This is a genomic window from Alloactinosynnema sp. L-07 (assembly GCF_900070365.1).
In the GTDB taxonomy this organism is placed as follows: domain Bacteria; phylum Actinomycetota; class Actinomycetes; order Mycobacteriales; family Pseudonocardiaceae; genus Actinokineospora.
This window is the reverse complement of the sequence record NZ_LN850107.1, coordinates 2,901,852-2,916,658: the sequence shown is the minus strand read 5'-3', so window position 1 is coordinate 2,916,658 and position 14,807 is coordinate 2,901,852. Positions and strand designations below refer to the sequence as shown.

General features: G+C 69.4%; 15 protein-coding genes. 8 read left to right on the top strand and 7 right to left on the bottom strand.

What is annotated here, in order from left to right; genetic code table 11:
* Positions 1 to 9 precede the first annotated feature (9 nt).
* Genes BN1701_RS12890 through BN1701_RS12880 form a run of 3 tightly spaced genes read left to right on the top strand, consistent with a single transcriptional unit; the run spans position 10 to position 2,630 of the window.
* On the top strand, positions 10 to 807 hold the full coding sequence (locus BN1701_RS12890; protein WP_054055822.1) for an SDR family oxidoreductase: 798 nt from the start codon (positions 10 to 12) through the stop codon (positions 805 to 807).
* Positions 808 to 865: 58 nt separating this feature from the next.
* Positions 866 to 1,441, top strand: coding sequence for a TetR/AcrR family transcriptional regulator (locus tag BN1701_RS12885; protein ID WP_197672090.1), 576 nt, complete (start codon positions 866 to 868; stop codon positions 1,439 to 1,441).
* A 40-nt stretch (positions 1,442 to 1,481) separates the two neighbouring features.
* Positions 1,482 to 2,630, top strand: a complete 1,149-nt coding sequence (locus tag BN1701_RS12880; RefSeq protein WP_054048627.1) for an acetyl-CoA C-acetyltransferase — start codon at positions 1,482 to 1,484, stop codon at positions 2,628 to 2,630.
* A 216-nt stretch (positions 2,631 to 2,846) separates the two neighbouring features.
* Here the strand turns inward: BN1701_RS12880 and BN1701_RS12875 are convergent, their stop codons facing one another.
* From BN1701_RS12875 to BN1701_RS12860, 4 genes are read right to left on the bottom strand one after another with little or no spacing between them, the layout of a single operon-like run.
* Positions 2,847 to 3,917: a nitronate monooxygenase family protein gene (locus BN1701_RS12875; protein ID WP_054048625.1), complete on the bottom strand. Its 1,071-nt coding sequence runs from the start codon at positions 3,915 to 3,917 to the stop codon at positions 2,847 to 2,849.
* Complete coding sequence (locus BN1701_RS12870; RefSeq protein WP_054055821.1) at positions 3,914 to 4,687, bottom strand: CoA-transferase subunit beta; 774 nt, start codon at positions 4,685 to 4,687, stop codon at positions 3,914 to 3,916. Before BN1701_RS12870 ends, BN1701_RS12875 begins: the two co-directional genes overlap by 4 nt.
* Before the next feature lie 2 nt (positions 4,688 to 4,689).
* Positions 4,690 to 5,568 (bottom strand): CoA transferase subunit A, encoded by an 879-nt coding sequence (locus tag BN1701_RS12865; RefSeq protein WP_197672089.1) that lies wholly within the window; start codon positions 5,566 to 5,568, stop codon positions 4,690 to 4,692.
* 23 nt (positions 5,569 to 5,591) lie between these two features.
* Positions 5,592 to 6,350, bottom strand: a complete 759-nt coding sequence (locus tag BN1701_RS12860; RefSeq protein ID WP_054048620.1) for an enoyl-CoA hydratase family protein — start codon at positions 6,348 to 6,350, stop codon at positions 5,592 to 5,594.
* A gap of 78 nt (positions 6,351 to 6,428) precedes the next feature.
* Here BN1701_RS12860 and BN1701_RS12855 point away from each other — a divergent pair, with 78 nt between their 5' ends.
* The 3 genes from BN1701_RS12855 to BN1701_RS12845 are packed head-to-tail and all read left to right on the top strand — an operon-like array spanning position 6,429 to position 9,402.
* On the top strand, positions 6,429 to 7,202 hold the full coding sequence (locus BN1701_RS12855) for an SDR family oxidoreductase (protein ID WP_054048618.1): 774 nt from the start codon (positions 6,429 to 6,431) through the stop codon (positions 7,200 to 7,202).
* 38 nt (positions 7,203 to 7,240) lie between these two features.
* Entirely contained in the window at positions 7,241 to 8,146 is a 906-nt protein-coding gene (locus BN1701_RS12850) for an SDR family oxidoreductase (protein WP_054048616.1), read from the top strand.
* A gap of 38 nt (positions 8,147 to 8,184) precedes the next feature.
* A complete protein-coding gene (locus BN1701_RS12845; protein WP_054048614.1) occupies positions 8,185 to 9,402 on the top strand; it encodes an acetyl-CoA C-acetyltransferase in 1,218 nt (405 codons plus the stop codon).
* 192 nt (positions 9,403 to 9,594) lie between these two features.
* On the opposite strand, the gene BN1701_RS12840 is transcribed toward BN1701_RS12845, so the two are convergent.
* Positions 9,595 to 9,819, bottom strand: coding sequence for a hypothetical protein (locus BN1701_RS12840; RefSeq protein ID WP_054048612.1), 225 nt, complete (start codon positions 9,817 to 9,819; stop codon positions 9,595 to 9,597).
* A gap of 2 nt (positions 9,820 to 9,821) precedes the next feature.
* Complete coding sequence (locus BN1701_RS12835; RefSeq protein WP_054048610.1) at positions 9,822 to 10,952, bottom strand: inorganic phosphate transporter; 1,131 nt, start codon at positions 10,950 to 10,952, stop codon at positions 9,822 to 9,824.
* A gap of 344 nt (positions 10,953 to 11,296) precedes the next feature.
* Between BN1701_RS12835 and BN1701_RS12830 the strand changes: the two genes are divergently transcribed.
* Positions 11,297 to 11,677 carry a PhoU domain-containing protein gene (locus BN1701_RS12830; protein ID WP_082859830.1) on the top strand — a complete coding sequence of 127 codons (381 nt, stop codon included), beginning with the start codon at positions 11,297 to 11,299 and terminating at the stop codon, positions 11,675 to 11,677.
* A gap of 5 nt (positions 11,678 to 11,682) precedes the next feature.
* Entirely contained in the window at positions 11,683 to 12,051 is a 369-nt protein-coding gene (locus BN1701_RS12825) for a hypothetical protein (RefSeq protein WP_054048606.1), read from the top strand.
* 232 nt (positions 12,052 to 12,283) lie between these two features.
* Here BN1701_RS12825 and BN1701_RS12820 read toward each other — a convergent pair whose 3' ends face one another.
* The gene (locus BN1701_RS12820; protein WP_172803240.1) at positions 12,284 to 14,446 is read right to left on the bottom strand and encodes a proprotein convertase P-domain-containing protein; all 2,163 of its coding nucleotides are present in this window, start codon (positions 14,444 to 14,446) and stop codon (positions 12,284 to 12,286) included.
* Positions 14,447 to 14,807: the final 361 nt, after the last annotated feature.

The window sequence follows — 14,807 nt, the reverse complement described above, 5'->3', positions numbered from 1 at the left end:
ACCAGCCCGATGCCGAGCAACCGGCCCGACAGTCCCGAATACGTCCCAGGCCACGATCTGCTGGCGGGCAAGGTGGTCGTGGTGACCGCGGCCGCCGGTGCGGGCATCGGGGCAGCGGTAGTGCGCCGCGCGCTCGAGGAAGGTGCCCGCGCCGTCGTGCTCGGGGACACCCATGCGCGACGACTCGACGAGGCGCGGGAGTCACTGGCCGCTGAGTTCGGCGACGAGCGGGTGCGCACTGTCGTCTGCGACGTAACCGACGAGGCGCAGGTCGGTGCGCTGCTCGATGCCGCGGAGGAGTACGGCGGGGTCGACATCATGATCAACAACGCTGGCCTGGGCGGGACGGCGAGCGTCCTCGACATGACCGACGAGCAGTGGTCGCGGGTCCTCGAGGTCACCCTGACCGGCACCTTCCGGTGTGTCCGTGCGGCAGGCAGGCGCATGGTCGCGGCAGGCAAGCATGGCGTCATCGTCAACAACGCGTCGGTGGTCGGCTGGAGGGCACAGGAGGGGCAGGCCCACTACGCGGCGGCCAAGGCAGGCGTCATGGCCCTGACCAGATGTGCCGCGATGGACCTGGCGCCCCACGGCATCCGCGTCAACGCTGTCTCGCCGTCCCTGGCGCTGCATCCCTTCCTCGCCAAGGTGACCAGCGACGATCTCCTCGACGAGCTCACCCGGCGCGAGGCGTTCGGGCGTGCCGCCGAGCCCTGGGAGGTGGCGAACGTGATGGTGTTCCTCGCGAGCGACTACGCGTCCTACCTGACGGGTGAGGTCGTCTCCGCCAGCAGCCAGCGAGCCTGAGGGGAAAGCCATGACGCAGACGACCCGCCCCGGACGGGACGCGGCCAAGGAGCCTGCCATGAGCCGGCGTGACGAGCTGTTGCGGATCGCCGCCGAGCTCTTCGCCGACAAGGGGTTCAGGAGCACCACGGTTCGCGACATCGCGGACGCGGCGGGCATCCTCAGCGGCAGCCTCTACCACCACTTCGACTCCAAGGAGTCGATGGTCGACGAGATCCTCTCGTCCTTCCAGGAGGAGCTGTTCGGAAAGTACGACGCTGTCCTGGCAGGCGATGCGGACGCCCGCGCGAAGATCGAAGCCGCCGTACGGGTGTCGTTCGAGGCGATCGACCAGCACCGGCACGAGGTCGCCATCTTCCAGAACGAGGCCGACTACCTGGGGGGATTCGACCGCTTCGGCTACCTCGACCAGCGGCAGGCGCAGTCCAACCGGGTGTGGATGACGCTGCTGGAGGAGGGCGTCGCGACCGGCGCGCTCCGCAGCGATCTGGACGTGGAGCTGGTGTACCGCTTCATTCGCGACACCGTCTGGATCGCGGTCCGGTGGTACCGCCCCGGCGGCAAGCTCAGCCACCACGAGATCGCCGACCAGTACCTGTCGATCCTGCTCGACGGCATCGCCGTCGACCGCTGATCGAGCCCGACAAACACCCACCGCCACGTCAGGAGCGCTCATGCCCGAGGCCTACATCATCGACGCCGTTCGCACACCCGTCGGGAAGCGCGGCGGATCACTCGCCGCTGTGCACGCAGCGGACCTCGGGGCACACAGCCTGCGCGCCCTGATGCGGCGCACCGGCGTCGACCCGGCTGCCGTCGACGACGTGATCATGGGGTGCTGCGACACGCTGGGCCCGCAGGCAGGCGATGTGGCGCGGACGGCCTGGCTCGTCGCCGGACTGCCCGACGAGGTCCCCGGCGTCACCATCGACCGGCAATGCGGCTCCTCTCAGCAGGCGGTGCACTTCGCCGCTCAGGCCGTCATGTCCGGAACCCAGGACCTGGTCGTCGCGGGTGGCCTGCAGAGCATGTCCTCGATCCCGATCTCGGCGGCGATGCTGGTCGCCGACCGCTACGGCTTCACCACGCCCTTCGCCGAGTCACCCGGCTGGAAGGAGAGGTACGGCGACCAGGAGGTCTCGCAGTTCCGCGCGGCCGAGATGATCGCCGACAAGTGGGAAATCGAGCGGGACCAGATGGAGGAGTTCGCGCTCACCTCGCACGAGCGGGCGCGGCGAGCGACCGCCGAGGGCCGCTTCACGGGCGAGATCGAGCCCCTCGGAGAGCTCGCCAGGGACGAGTGCCCCCGAGACACCTCCCTGGAGAAGATGGCCGCCCTGGACCCGCTGGAGCCGGACGGCCGGATCACCGCCGCCATGGCGTCACAGATCAGCGACGCCTCGGCGGCGCTGCTCCTTGCCTCCGAGCAGGCCGTGCGGGACCACGGGCTCACCCCACGGGCTCGCATCCACCACATGTCGGTGCGCGGCGACGACCCGATCTGGATGCTGACAGGGCCGATTCGCGCCACCCGCCACGCCCTGGACAAGGCTGGCATGAGCATCGACGACATCGACCTGTTCGAGTGCAACGAGGCGTTCGCGTCCGTGGTACTCGCCTGGATGAAGGAGACCGGAGCGCCGCACGAGCGGGTCAACGTCAACGGTGGCGCGATCGCCCTCGGTCACCCTCTCGGTGCCACCGGGGCGCGGCTGATGACCACTCTGCTCGCCGAGCTCGAGCGGACCGGAGGCCGCTTCGGCCTGCAGACGATGTGCGAGGGCGGCGGCCAGGCCAACGTGACCATCATCGAGCGGCTTTAGGGCATGTCCTGCGGATCATGGCGGGCGGTATCCGCGCCCGCTTGGCCCCTGGCCGCACCGCGGGAACGGCCACGGACAACCAGTACGCGAACGTCCCCGCGGCACGCCCAGGAACCAAGCGGATCACGAATCCCACCCACCATGATCCACAGGACACGCCCTAGCCGACGAAGCCGCCTGCGTCCCCGGACACGAGTACGCAGGCGGCTCGTGTCGTCAGTCGATCAGTCCGTGGGCCCGACGCAGGCACTCGGCCGCCTCGGCGACGATCCGGTCGATCAGCTCCGCACAGGTGGGGAGGTCGTGCAGCAGCCCGACGACCTGCCCGGCGGCGAGGACACCGGCACTGGTGTCGCCATCGACCAAGCCCGCCTTGAGCAACGTCGGCGTGTTGGCGGCCAGGGCGGTCTGCGCGAGCGTGCGCCCCTGGTTGCGTCGCATGGCCAGGCCGTCGCGGGCCAGCGTGCGCCAAGTCAGGCCGCTGGTTCGCTTGAACTCGAGCGTACGGCGCACGGTAGGTGCCAGGCGTCGCGCGGTGCTCGCGCTCTCGATCTGCTCGACGAAGGGCGTACGCAGCATGCGATGCGGCATCCCGTCCACCTTGTCGGTGACCACCGTGCCGTCCAGGCCGTGGGCGAGGTAGAACTCCTTGACGGACTCAGGGACGGCGCTGTCCTTGGTGAGCAGGAACCGGGTGCCCATCCCGATGCCCGCGGCGCCGAACGACAGGGCCGAGGCCAGCCCGCGGCCGTCGAAGTAGCCTCCGGCCGCGACCACGGGGATCTCGACGGCGTCGAGCACGGTCGGAAGCACGAGCGAGGTGGGTACCGAACCGGTGTGGCCGCCGCCCTCTCCACCCTGGACCATCACGGCGTCCGCACCCCAGGCCGCCACCTTCTCCGCGTGCCGGGCCGCGCCCACGGAGGGCATGACGACGATGCCGTTGTCCTTGAGCCGCGCGATGAGGTCCGGCTTCGGCGCGAGGGCGAACGAGGCGACTCGCACGCCGTGCCGGATCAGCAGACCGACCCGCTCGGGGGCGTCGACCGTGTCGGCGCGGAGGTTCACCCCGAAGGGCTGGTCGGTCCGGGACCTGACCTCGGCGATCGCACGGTCGAGCTCCTCCAGCGTCATCGTCGCGCTGCCGAGGATGCCCAGACCGCCCGCGTTCGCCGTCGCGCTCACCAGGCGGGGGCCGGACACCCAGCCCATGCCGGTCTGGACGATGGGGTGGCGGACGCCGACCAGCTCGGTGAACGGGGTGCGCAGCAGTGGTGTCGTGTTCATCGCGCGGCCTGCCCCACGGGCGGGACCTCGCGGTCGCGCAGGCTTCTCGGGTCGAGGACCTCCCGGATCAGGGCCCGCTCCTCGGCCGTGGGAGTGCGCGTCTGTGGCACGTCGACGTCCACGTGGACGGTGCAGCCGGTGCCTGCCAGCACGTCGTCGACCGTGACGCCGGGGTGGACCGAGAGCAGCCGGAGTGTGTCGTCCGGGCCGCGGACGTCCAGGACCGCCAGGTTGGTGACGATGCGGTGGATGTCGTTGAACCTGCCTGCCGCGGGACCGGCCTGCGCCGCCCGTCGCGGGCCGACGCCGGACACCACGTCGACTTGCTCGACGAAGACCCGTGCGGAGTGGTTGGGCACCCAGTAGGAGGTGCGGTTGTTGACGGTGTTGCCCGGGGCGCCGCGCACGCCGAGGAGCTGCCGGTCCGGCTTGGCGTGGTCGCCAATGGCCGAGATGTTCTGGTTGCCGTGCCGGTCGATCTGGGTGGCGCCCATCATCACGTGCCGCTTGCCCCAGGCGACGACGTCGAAGACGCTCCGGAAGGGGATCCAGCCCTCCACCGCGCCTGCCGGGGCGCCCAGCGGGGGCACCTCGGCGAGGAAGAGCGACTCGCCGTCGGACAGGACCAGGTCGGGGTTACTGGTGAGCCGGGCGAGCCGGGCTCCCAGGGTGGGCAGGAGCCCCATCGGCGAGCCGAAGATCTCGCCGTCGTCGGCGAACGCATCGGCGATCGCGGCGGCGCACACCTCGGCGCGGGTGACGTCGGGCATCGTCATGCTCCCTTCTGCTGCTGGCGCTCGGTGTGGAACTCGCCGACCGCGGCCTGGTAGGCGGCTTCGTCGCCCGAGAGGAACCGCTGCTCGAACGCTGACCAGGTCGCCTCGTCGCGAGCCGCGGCGGCGTACTCCTTCTGGAACGCCTCGTCGCGGTCGTAGTCAGGCGAGCAGGTCGTGAAGTGCGCGCCGTTCGGGGTCTCGACGACGCCATGGACCATCATCCGGTTGATCAGCAACCGCTGGACATCGGTGTCGGCGGTGAGGGTCGCGGTGTCCACCACCTGTTCGCAACTGAGGTACGCGCGCTCGGCGGCCATGCAGAACAGGTCGTCGAAGTAGGGGTCGGGCCCGAGGTACGTCGCGTTTCCGTGCACATCCGAGCGGTTGAGGTGGACCAGGGCCACGTCCAGGTCCAGTGCGGGCACGGCGACCAACTCGTCGAAGCCGCCGTCCGCCGCCGCGTACGGGCTGGTCACCAGGCGCAGATCCGGGTTGTTCACGAGGACGTCGGAGCCCAGCCCGGCACGCATCGGCAGGAAGGGGAGCCGCTGGGCGGCCGCCCGGAGCCCGGTCTGGAACATCCCCTCGTCCAGCTCGACGACCTCCGGGATCGTTGCGTCCTGGCGGGCCCGCTGGAAATTCGGCTCCAGGGGGATCGAGTCCAGTGAGACGAAGGCGTAGACAAGTCTCCGGATCCGGCAGGCCCGGGCCAGTAGCCCGACGTCGGCGCCGCCCCAGCTGACGATCGTGAGGTCCCTGAGGTCCGAACGCAGGATGCCCCGGACCAGGGCCATCGGCTTGCGCCGTGCGCCCCAGCCGCCGATACCGATCGTCATACCGTCGCGAAGCTCGGAGACGACCTGCTCGACGGTCATGGTTTTGTCCCTCGGGCCGCGGCTCATCGCCTGCCCGCCTTGGTGGTCCCGGCGAAGGCATCCCGGTGCTCGTCGGCCACCCCGGCCAGGTTGAGCTCCATGGTGAAGCCCTGCTCGAAGCGGTAGCTGCGGTGCACGTCCACCGGGTCGATGCCGTTGAGCGCCTCCTTGGCCATTCGGATCACCCGGGTGTCCTTGCTCGCGATCTCGGCGGCGACGGCAAGGGCCGCCTCGTCCAGCCGCTCGCGGGCGACGACCTCCAGGACCGATCCGTGGCCGAGGAGCTCCGTCGCGGTGATCGTGCGACCGGTGAAATACAGACCGCGCATCAGGTGCGGCGGCACCAGCCTGGCCAGGTGCGTGGCCGCGCCGAGCGCGCCGCGGTCCACCTCCGGGACCCCGAAGTAGGCGTCGTCACTGGCGACGACGCAGTCGGCGTTGCCCACCAGGCCGACGCCGCCACCGAGGCAGAAGCCGTGCACCGCGGCGATCACCGGCACCGCGCAGTCGTAGACCGCCTTGAATGCCGCGAAGCACCCCCGGTTCGCCCCGATGAGGGCATCGAAGCCCTCGCTTGCCTGCATCTCCTTGATGTCCACGCCCGCGTTGAAGCCGCGGCCCTCCGCGCGCAGGACCACGACGTGGGTGCGCGGGTCCCGGCCCGCGTCGTCGAGAGCGGTCGCGATGTCGTACCAGCCCTGGACCGGCAGCGCGTTCACCGGCGGGTAGTCCATGGTCACGACTCGGGTGCCGTCGTCACGCAGTTCTGAGGAGACAGACATCGGCGTACCTTCCGGTTACAAACCAAACGTTTGCTTGGTACCCTAACATGTGCTTGGTCGACAACGGAAGGAGCAGCGGTGGCCGTCGAGCTTGAGTTGAGGGGTCGAGTCGCCTTGGTGACCGGCGGCACCAAGGGGATCGGAGCCGCGATCGCGCGTGGGTTCGTGGCCGCGGGCGCGCACGTCGTCACCTGTGCGAGGTCGGAGCCTGCGATCCCGATGCCGGGCACCAGTCACGTGTGTTGTGACGTGCGCGACCCGGAGGATGCCGCGGCCATGGTGCGCGCGGTGGTCGACGAGCACGGGCGGCTGGACGCGGTGGTGAACAACGCCGGAGGTGCCCCCTATGCCCTGGCTGCCACCGCGTCGCGCCGCTTCCACGCGCGGGTGATGGACCTGAACTTCTTCGCCCCCCTCGTGGTCGCCCAGGCCGCCAACGAGGTGATGCAGCAGCAGGCGACCGGAGGGGCGATCGTCAACATCTCCTCGGTCAGCGCCCTGCGTCCGTCGCCGGGCACGGCGGTGTACGGCGCGGCCAAGGCAGGCCTCGACTCGCTCACGCGCAGCCTCGCGGTCGAGTGGGCGCCGCGGGTCCGCCTGAACGCCGTCAACGTCGGGTTGTGCCGGACCGAGCTGACCGGCGAGCACTACGGAGACGATGCCGGTGTCGCCGCCATCGAGCGCACCATCCCGATGGGCCGGATGGCTCGCCCGGAGGAGATCGCCAACGTGGCGCTCTTCCTGGCCTCCGACCTGGCCTCCTACGTCAGTGGCGCGACCGTCGCGTGCCACGGCGGCGGCGAGCCTCCCGTGTTCCTGTCCGCGGCGGCGTCGGTCGACGCCGCCACGTGAACCGCCCGAGACCACGACACAGAGCTGGAGAACAACGCATGGGAATCCTCGAGGGACGCGTCGCCATCGTCACCGGCGCGGGCCGGGGCATCGGCCGCGCGCACGCGCTCGAGTTGGCACGACAGGGGGCGAAGGTCGTGGTCAACGACCTGGGCGCGAGCGTGGGTGGCGAAGGCGCATCCGACGGTCCGGCGCACGAGGTTGTCACGCTGATCAAGGAGCTGGGCGGGGAGGCGGTCGCCAACGGCGCCGACGTGGCCGACTTCGAGGAGGCGGAGGCGATGGTGCGGCAGGCCGTCGAGACCTTCGGCGGCCTCGACATCCTGGTCAACAACGCGGGCTTCGTCCGGGACCGGATGCTGGTGAACACCTCCGAGGAGGAGTGGGACGCGGTGATCCGCGTGCACCTGAAGGGTCACTTCGCGCCCCTGCGTCACGCCGCGGCGTACTGGCGCAACGAGGCGAAGGGCGGCCGCCCGCGGGCGGCGCGGGTGATCAACACCTCGTCCGGGGCCGGGCTGCAGGGCTCGATCGGCCAGGCGACCTACTCGGCTGCCAAGGCAGGCATCGCAGGCCTCACCCTGGTCGCCGCTGCCGAGCTGGGCCGGTACGGCGTCACCGTCAACGCGATCGCCCCGGTCGCCCGGACCCGCATGACCGAGACGGCGTTCCCGGAGATGATGGCGCCTGCCTCGGCGGCCTTCGACTCGATGGACCCGGGCAACAACGCCCCCGTGGTGGCCTGGCTGGCCTCCGTCGACGCGGGAGACGTCACCGGCCGGGTCATCGAGATCGAGGGTGGCAGGCTCTGCGTCGAGCAGGGCTGGACCCACGGGTCACGACGGGACATCGGCCGCCGCTGGGACGCGGCCGAGGTCGGCGACGCGGTCCGCAAGCTCATCGCCGCCGCGCCCGTCCCCGAGCCGGTCTACGGCACCCGGTGACACTCGACCGCCGCCGTCCCACTTCCAAGGAGTCAGTCGTGCCTGAAGCAGTCATCGTCGCCACCGCCCGTTCTCCCATCGGCCGCGCCTACAAGGGGTCGCTCGCCGACCTTCGCCCCGACGACCTCGCCGTCCAGATGGTCAGCGCTGCCCTGGCCAAGATCCCCGAGCTGGACCCCCGGGACATCGAGGACCTGATGCTCGGTTGTGGTCAGCCCGCGGGGGAGTCCGGCTTCAATATGGCGCGGATCGTCGCCGTGCTCGCAGGCATGGACCACCTGCCCGGAGTCACGGTGAACCGGTACTGCTCATCGAGCCTGCAGACGACTCGGATGGCCCTGCACGCGATCCGCGCGGGTGAAGGTGACGTCTTCATCTCCGCGGGTGTCGAGACGGTGAGCCGCTTCGGCAAGGGCAACGCCGACAACCTTCCCGGGACCAGGAACGACCGGTTCGCCGGGTCTGCCGAACGGACCGCGGAGCTCGCGGCGGGCGGCCAGACCTGGCTCGACCCGCGCGCGCTCGGCGCGCTTCCCGACGCCTACGTCGCCATGGGGCAGACCGCCGAGAACGTCGCTCAGCTGACGGGAGTCAGTCGCCAGGAACAGGACGAGTTCGCCGTGCGAAGCCAGAACCTCGCGGAACAGGCGATCGAGAAGGGGTTCTGGGAGCAGGACATCACGCCCGCTCGGCTTCCCGACGGCACGATGGTCACCGCCGACGACGGTCCTCGATCCGGTGTGACGATGCAGAAGGTGGCAGGGCTCTCGCCAGTGTTCAGACCGGACGGGACTGTGACCGCAGCGAACTGCTGCTCCTTGAACGACGGCGCGGCGGCCTTGGTCGTCATGTCGGACACTAAGGCCGAAGAGCTGGGCCTGACGCCGCTCGCGCGGATCGTCTCCACGGGCGTGAGTGCCTTGTCGCCGGAGATCATGGGACTCGGGCCGGTCGAAGCCTCCCGCCGAGCACTTGCGCGAGCCGGGATGACCATCGACGACATCGACCTGGTCGAGATCAACGAGGCGTTCGCCGCGCAGGTCATCCCGTCCGCGCGCGAGCTCGGCGTGGACATGGAGAAGCTCAACGTGAACGGGGGAGCGATCGCGATCGGGCACCCGTTCGGCATGACGGGCGCCCGGATCACCACGTCGCTGATCAACTCCCTCCAGTGGCACGACAAGGAAGTCGGCCTCGAGACCATGTGCGTCGGGGGCGGTCAGGGCATGGCCATGGTGATCGAGCGGCTCCGTTGACGCCTGCGGAGGTACGCCGCGCGTTTGCGCGGGCCTAGCGCGGCGCCACGACCGACGGGAGCAACACGTCATTCATCAGCGGGAACGTCGCCGAGAGCGACCAAGATCCAGGGCAAGTACCAGGGCGACGGCGTCGGGCCGCGCGGCTCGCCGCTGATCGATACTTGCGCGACTCAGGCTGCTCGCAGGCTGTTACCGGGCGACGATGATCCAGAGGCCGAAGGCGACGACGGCGGTGCATAGGGTGAAGCTCACCAACGCGGTGACGATGCCCAGGACGCTGGAGCCGCGGCCGCGAACGGCGTCGGCGTGGTTGGACCAGCCGCGCACGCCCAAGGCGAAGAGGACCACGGTGCCGACTGCTGTGACGAGGGCCGCGATGAGGACCTCGGTCAGCAAAGCCCAGTTGATGTGCATCCTCAGCCCTTGGTCTCGGCGGGAATCGGTTCGACCGGGATGTCGTTGACGTTGTGCGCGCCGACGACGTCGCGGCGGGACCGCAGGTAGATGGCCGCGCCGAAGGCGAGGCCCGCGACAGCGACGGCAACCGTGCCAAGGGTGCCGGACTCGGCGACCATGCCGGCCAGCGCGCCCGCGAGACCGGCCGCGGGCAGCGTGATCAACCAGGCCAGCACCATGCGGCCCGCGGTCCGCCACTGCACCTTGGCCTGCGGTGTGCCCAGCCCGGCGCCGAGGATGCCGCCGGAGCAAACGTGCGTGGTCGACAGCGCGATGCCCAGGTGCGATGAGGTCAGGATGACCGCGGTGGCGCTGGTCTGGGCGGCGAAGCCCTGCGGCGCGCCGATGTCGGTGATGCCGCGGCCGAGGGTGCGGATGATGCGCCAGCCGCCCAGGTAGGTGCCCAGGGCGATGGCGACGCCCGCGCTGACGATGACCCAGACCGGTGGGCCCGCGTCCTTGGGCAGACTGCCCGCGCTGATCAGGGTGAGTGTGATGATGCCCATCGTCTTCTGGGCGTCGTTCGTGCCGTGGGCCAGCGATAGCAGCGATGCCGAGGCGATCTGGCCGATCCGGAATCCACGCGCGGTACGGCTGGCGGTGGCACGCCGGGTGATACGGAAGGCCAGATAGGTCGCGATCATGCCCGCGAGCCCCGCGATAAGCGGCGCCGCCACAGCCGGGACCAGCACCTTCTCCAGAAGCTTGGCGAAGCGCACCGCATCGCTGCCCGCGGCAACCCAGGTAGCCCCGATGAGCCCGCCGAACAGCGCGTGCGACGAACTCGACGGCAGGCCGACGTACCAGGTCAGCAGATTCCACACGATGGCCCCGACGAGTCCGCCGAACACCACCGCGGGCGTGATCGCCGCCTCGTCGACCAGACCGCCTGAGATCGTCCTCGCGACCTCTACCGAGAGGAACGCGCCCACCAGGTTCAACACCGCCGCCAACGCGACCGCCACCTTGGGTCGCAGCGCCCCGGTCGCGATCGACGTGGCCATCGCGTTGGCCGTATCGTGGAAACCGTTCGTGAAGTCGAAGATCAGCGCGGTCACCACCACGACGGCGACCAGCACGGACACATCCACCGAGCACTCCTCCCCGACGACACAAAGACGACGCAAACCTACGTTAACCACACGTTCACGCCCCGATCGGGGAGTCACTCCGAAGCAGTAGGGCCCAGGCCCAGGTGACAGTGGCCGGCCAGCTCGTTCCCGGCCGCGCCATCGCGCGCAACGACGATCATGGGCCGCTGTGGACCACAGGAGCGCACGGTGTTCACGGCGGTGTGACGTGGCCTGATGGCGGTCGGCGGCGGCCTGGCGGGACGAATATCGTGGACGGATGCGTTAGGCCTTCCACGGCGACATCGAGATACTCACCGAGTTGGTGGCGGGGATGGCGTGGGCGGTGGCCGACGCTGGAACGTATGGGAGATTTAGCTCGCCACGTGGCCGAGCAGGCCCGCCGCCGTCACCCCGGGCACGCCATGCCCGAGGAGACCCGAGACCGGTTCGCCACCATCGGCGAGCTCGCGGTGAACGCCGCCCGCGAGGTCGCCGACCTGATCGTCAACCTCGATCGCACCGGCTTCATGGCCCTGCACAACGCCGACGATCTCATCGATAATCTCGAGCAGAGCCTGCTGGCCTCGGTCAGCGACAACGACTGGAGTCACGGGGTCCGCGCCGGGATCGATGTGGCCCTGCTGGCCCGCTTCTATGAACGCTTCGCCGACCAAGCCGCGTCCATCGCCCGCCGCTTGGACTACGTCACCACGGGCCAACTCCCGAAGGCCCCACGCGGGTAGCGACCATGATCGACCTGCACACCCGCGAGGTCGTCGGGCACGCCATAGCCGAGCACATGCGCGCCTGCCTGGTCAGCGACGCGATCACCCTGGCCACCCAGCGCGGCCGCACCGGCCCGGACGCTCGCCGTCGTGGCGCGCGGTCATTGATGGGCCGGGTCGGTTCGTGTTGCGACAATGTCGTCGCCGAGTCGTTCTTCGCCCCCTCAAAGCCGAGATCGGCACCCAAGACTTCGACAGCCCAGACCACGCCCGACGAGCCGTTTTCGCTTACCTCGCCTACTACAGCCACGACCGTCTACATTCGACACTCGGCTACCGGGCCACACGAAACCCGCATCAGCTACAGTCCCCACGTCGCCCTCGCGGCATGAAACCCGGTGTCCGGTTCCCGGGGAACCTCAGGTGCCGCCGGGCTGGGGTGCTGTCATGGAATGCCCAATCGCCACGGAGTTGGAGAGAATCGTCGGCACGTCCGAAGTGGGTAGTGGCACGACCACGGGGGCGCGATGTGGTTGTGTCCTCTTGGCACACAACCACATCGCGCGGTCCGATCGCCTGGTCCATACCGGGGCCTGGCCTGATACTCCGCCAGGGGTCGTGGAGCTAGGACAGGCTCAGCTTCCAGCCGTTGAGCGTGCCGGCGTCGTAGCGGGCCTTGTCCTCTACCCGCAGCGTCCAGACGCCGTCGGCCGAGCTGGTCACCGCCACGGTATAGGTTTTCTTGATCTCCTTACCCGACCCGCCAGTCCGGTTGTGCAGGACGTAGGCCTTGCCGTCCGGTCCGATCAGTGAGACCACCAGGTCACCGACGAAGGTGTGGCTGATGTCGACATCGACCGAACTGGTGCCCGGGATGCCCGCGCACCCGGACAGGGTCAGTGGGCTGTTGACTGTCGAGAGGTCCGCGATGGGCCGCGCCGCGGTGCTCTGTGCGGTACAGCTGCCGCCACCGCTAATGGTCAACGCGTAGGTGGCGGTGCGGGTCATTCCCTGGCCCGCGGCCCGCACCAGCACGTTCGCCGTTCCCGCGGCGGCGGCAGTGGTCGACGCGGTCAAGGTCAGCACCGAACGGCCGCCCACGGTCATGGTCGGCGGGTCGAAGCTCGCCGTGACCCCAGCAGGCAGGGCGTCGGCCGACAGCGACAGGGTCTGCGCCGCGCCGGTGGTCGACACGGTCGTCGTCACTTTGGCTCCGGGCGCGAGTGTGCCGCTGACCGGGTTGAGCGAGACCGCGAAGTCGTTGTTACCGCAGTTGCTCGGCCTGCCCGGCTCGCCTGCCTTCGCGGGCACGGCGACCGCGTCCCACGCCCCCTTGACGGTGTCGAACTTGGCGCAGTCGCCCGGGTACAGGGTCTTCACCGCGGTCAGCCCGGCGACCCGGGCGTCGGTGTAGGTCCAGAATGTCTTCTTGAGCATCAGCGATTCCATCCACACCTTGCCCGCGTCGCGGATACCCATCCCGGTCACCGACGGCGGGCCGCCCGCGCAGATCGGGCTGGCGGGCTTGCCGGTGGGACTAGAGCCCTCAGCCATCAAGTAGAAGAAGTGGTTGGCTGGGCCCGCGCCGTCGTGGACCTCGATGTCGGCCATGTTCGGCAGGTAGCAGTCCGGTTCGTCGCGCGGACCGAGCGACGGCTGGTACATGATGCGCTCGGGGCCGCGGCCAAGCGGACTTGTCTCGTTGGCGACCTGGTAGTCCGGCGGGTCATTGGGGTTGTTGGTGAAGTGCTCGTTGAGCGCGCCCATGATGTCGCTGCTGGCCTCGTTGAGCTGGTAGGTCTCGGCGTAGCCGTCGAAGCCGCCCGGCGTGTGCTGAAAGACCCCGTGGCCGAACTCGTGGGCGACGATGTCCAGGTTCACCAACTGCCGCGCGCCGTCGCGGGTGCGGCCGAAGTTGGCGGTGTGGCCGTTCCAGTACGCGTTGACGGCGGTGAGCCCGACGAACATCGGCGCCCATTTGCCGTTGCCGTCCAACCCGTCGCGACCCAGCCACCCGCGCAGCATCTTGTTGTACTGCTGGGCGCTGTAGTAGCCGTCGGCGCACGCGGTTTCCAGGTCGGTCCCGCTGCGATTGCCGAACACGTCGTCGGTGCCGGACATCGGGCCGTTGCCCTGAATGCCGCAGAACAGGGTGTTGCCGCTGGGGTCGGTCAGTTCGTACTTGCCGCCGGTGTGTGTCGTGGCGATCGGCGCGTCGGGGTAGTAGTAGCCGTTGGCGACGCCGTCCATGACCTCGTCCCAGGTGGCGATCACCGCGCCGGTGAGCGCGTCCACGACTACGTGCAGGACGCTTGGGCCGCCGGTGGTGGATCGCCCGGTGAGGATGACTTCGTAGGCGAGTCGCTGTTCACCGTCGGGCGAGAACACCACGAGTTCGGCGGTCTCGCGGTCGACCTTGGCCAGCTTCGCGCGCGCGATCACGGTCGCCTGGGCTTTGGTCAGTGTGGGCGAGATACCAGTGGTGATCGGGGCGTCGCCGACGAGCGGGGTGTTGAGGACAACGCCCGCGCTGTCGGTCGCGACCACGAAGTCGCCGCCGAGGACGGGCAGGCCGCGATAGGTGCGTTCATAGGCGGCGTAGCGGGCGCCATGGACGCCTGTGTGCGAACCGACCTGGACGAACTTCTCGCCAGAGCGGTTCGCCGCGTTCGCGGCGACATAGGTGGCTGCGGGGTCGGCCGAGTGCGCGGAACTCTCCGGAGTTGGAATTCCGACAAGCATCAGCGACACCGCCGCGATGCCGAGCACAGCTATCGCGCGGTTCAATGGGGCTCCTCGAACGCAGGTGAATCGGCAGGGGATGGCGATTATTCTCGGCGGAAGTCGAGTCCCGCTAGGTCCCGGCGCACCATCGTGGACCGCCGTTCGGGTGCATAGTGTTCGTTCGCGCCAATGGGGCCAGGATCGCGGAGCGGATCTTGAATTCAGACTGGGCGCCGCCGTTTGTTCCGCCTGCCGCCAGCGCGCCTGCCAGGCACTTTCGGGTTGGCCGGGACGAAGTTCGCACCCCATCGGCAGGCGTCACGGCCCTATTTGGCAAAGGTGATCGCTTGGACGAAGACGTTTCGGGTCATAGCATCTGATGCATTATAGTTAGGCGATGATGAACCGAGTACGCTCAAGCAAG

Bases quoted from the DNA above. Each gene is read 5' to 3' on its own strand.
- BN1701_RS12890 (WP_054055822.1), top strand. From the start codon at position 10: ATGCCGAGCAACCGGCCCGACAGTCCCGAATACGTCCCAGGCCACGAT.
- BN1701_RS12885 (WP_197672090.1), top strand. From the start codon at position 866: ATGAGCCGGCGTGACGAGCTGTTGCGGATCGCCGCCGAGCTCTTCGCC.
- BN1701_RS12880 (WP_054048627.1), top strand. From the start codon at position 1,482: ATGCCCGAGGCCTACATCATCGACGCCGTTCGCACACCCGTCGGGAAG.
- BN1701_RS12875 (WP_054048625.1), bottom strand. From the start codon at position 3,917: ATGAACACGACACCACTGCTGCGCACCCCGTTCACCGAGCTGGTCGGC.
- BN1701_RS12870 (WP_054055821.1), bottom strand. From the start codon at position 4,687: ATGCCCGACGTCACCCGCGCCGAGGTGTGCGCCGCCGCGATCGCCGAT.
- BN1701_RS12865 (WP_197672089.1), bottom strand. From the start codon at position 5,568: ATGACCGTCGAGCAGGTCGTCTCCGAGCTTCGCGACGGTATGACGATC.
- BN1701_RS12860 (WP_054048620.1), bottom strand. From the start codon at position 6,350: ATGTCTGTCTCCTCAGAACTGCGTGACGACGGCACCCGAGTCGTGACC.
- BN1701_RS12850 (WP_054048616.1), top strand. From the start codon at position 7,241: ATGGGAATCCTCGAGGGACGCGTCGCCATCGTCACCGGCGCGGGCCGG.
- BN1701_RS12840 (WP_054048612.1), bottom strand. From the start codon at position 9,819: ATGCACATCAACTGGGCTTTGCTGACCGAGGTCCTCATCGCGGCCCTC.
- BN1701_RS12830 (WP_082859830.1), top strand. From the start codon at position 11,297: ATGGGAGATTTAGCTCGCCACGTGGCCGAGCAGGCCCGCCGCCGTCAC.
- BN1701_RS12825 (WP_054048606.1), top strand. From the start codon at position 11,683: ATGATCGACCTGCACACCCGCGAGGTCGTCGGGCACGCCATAGCCGAG.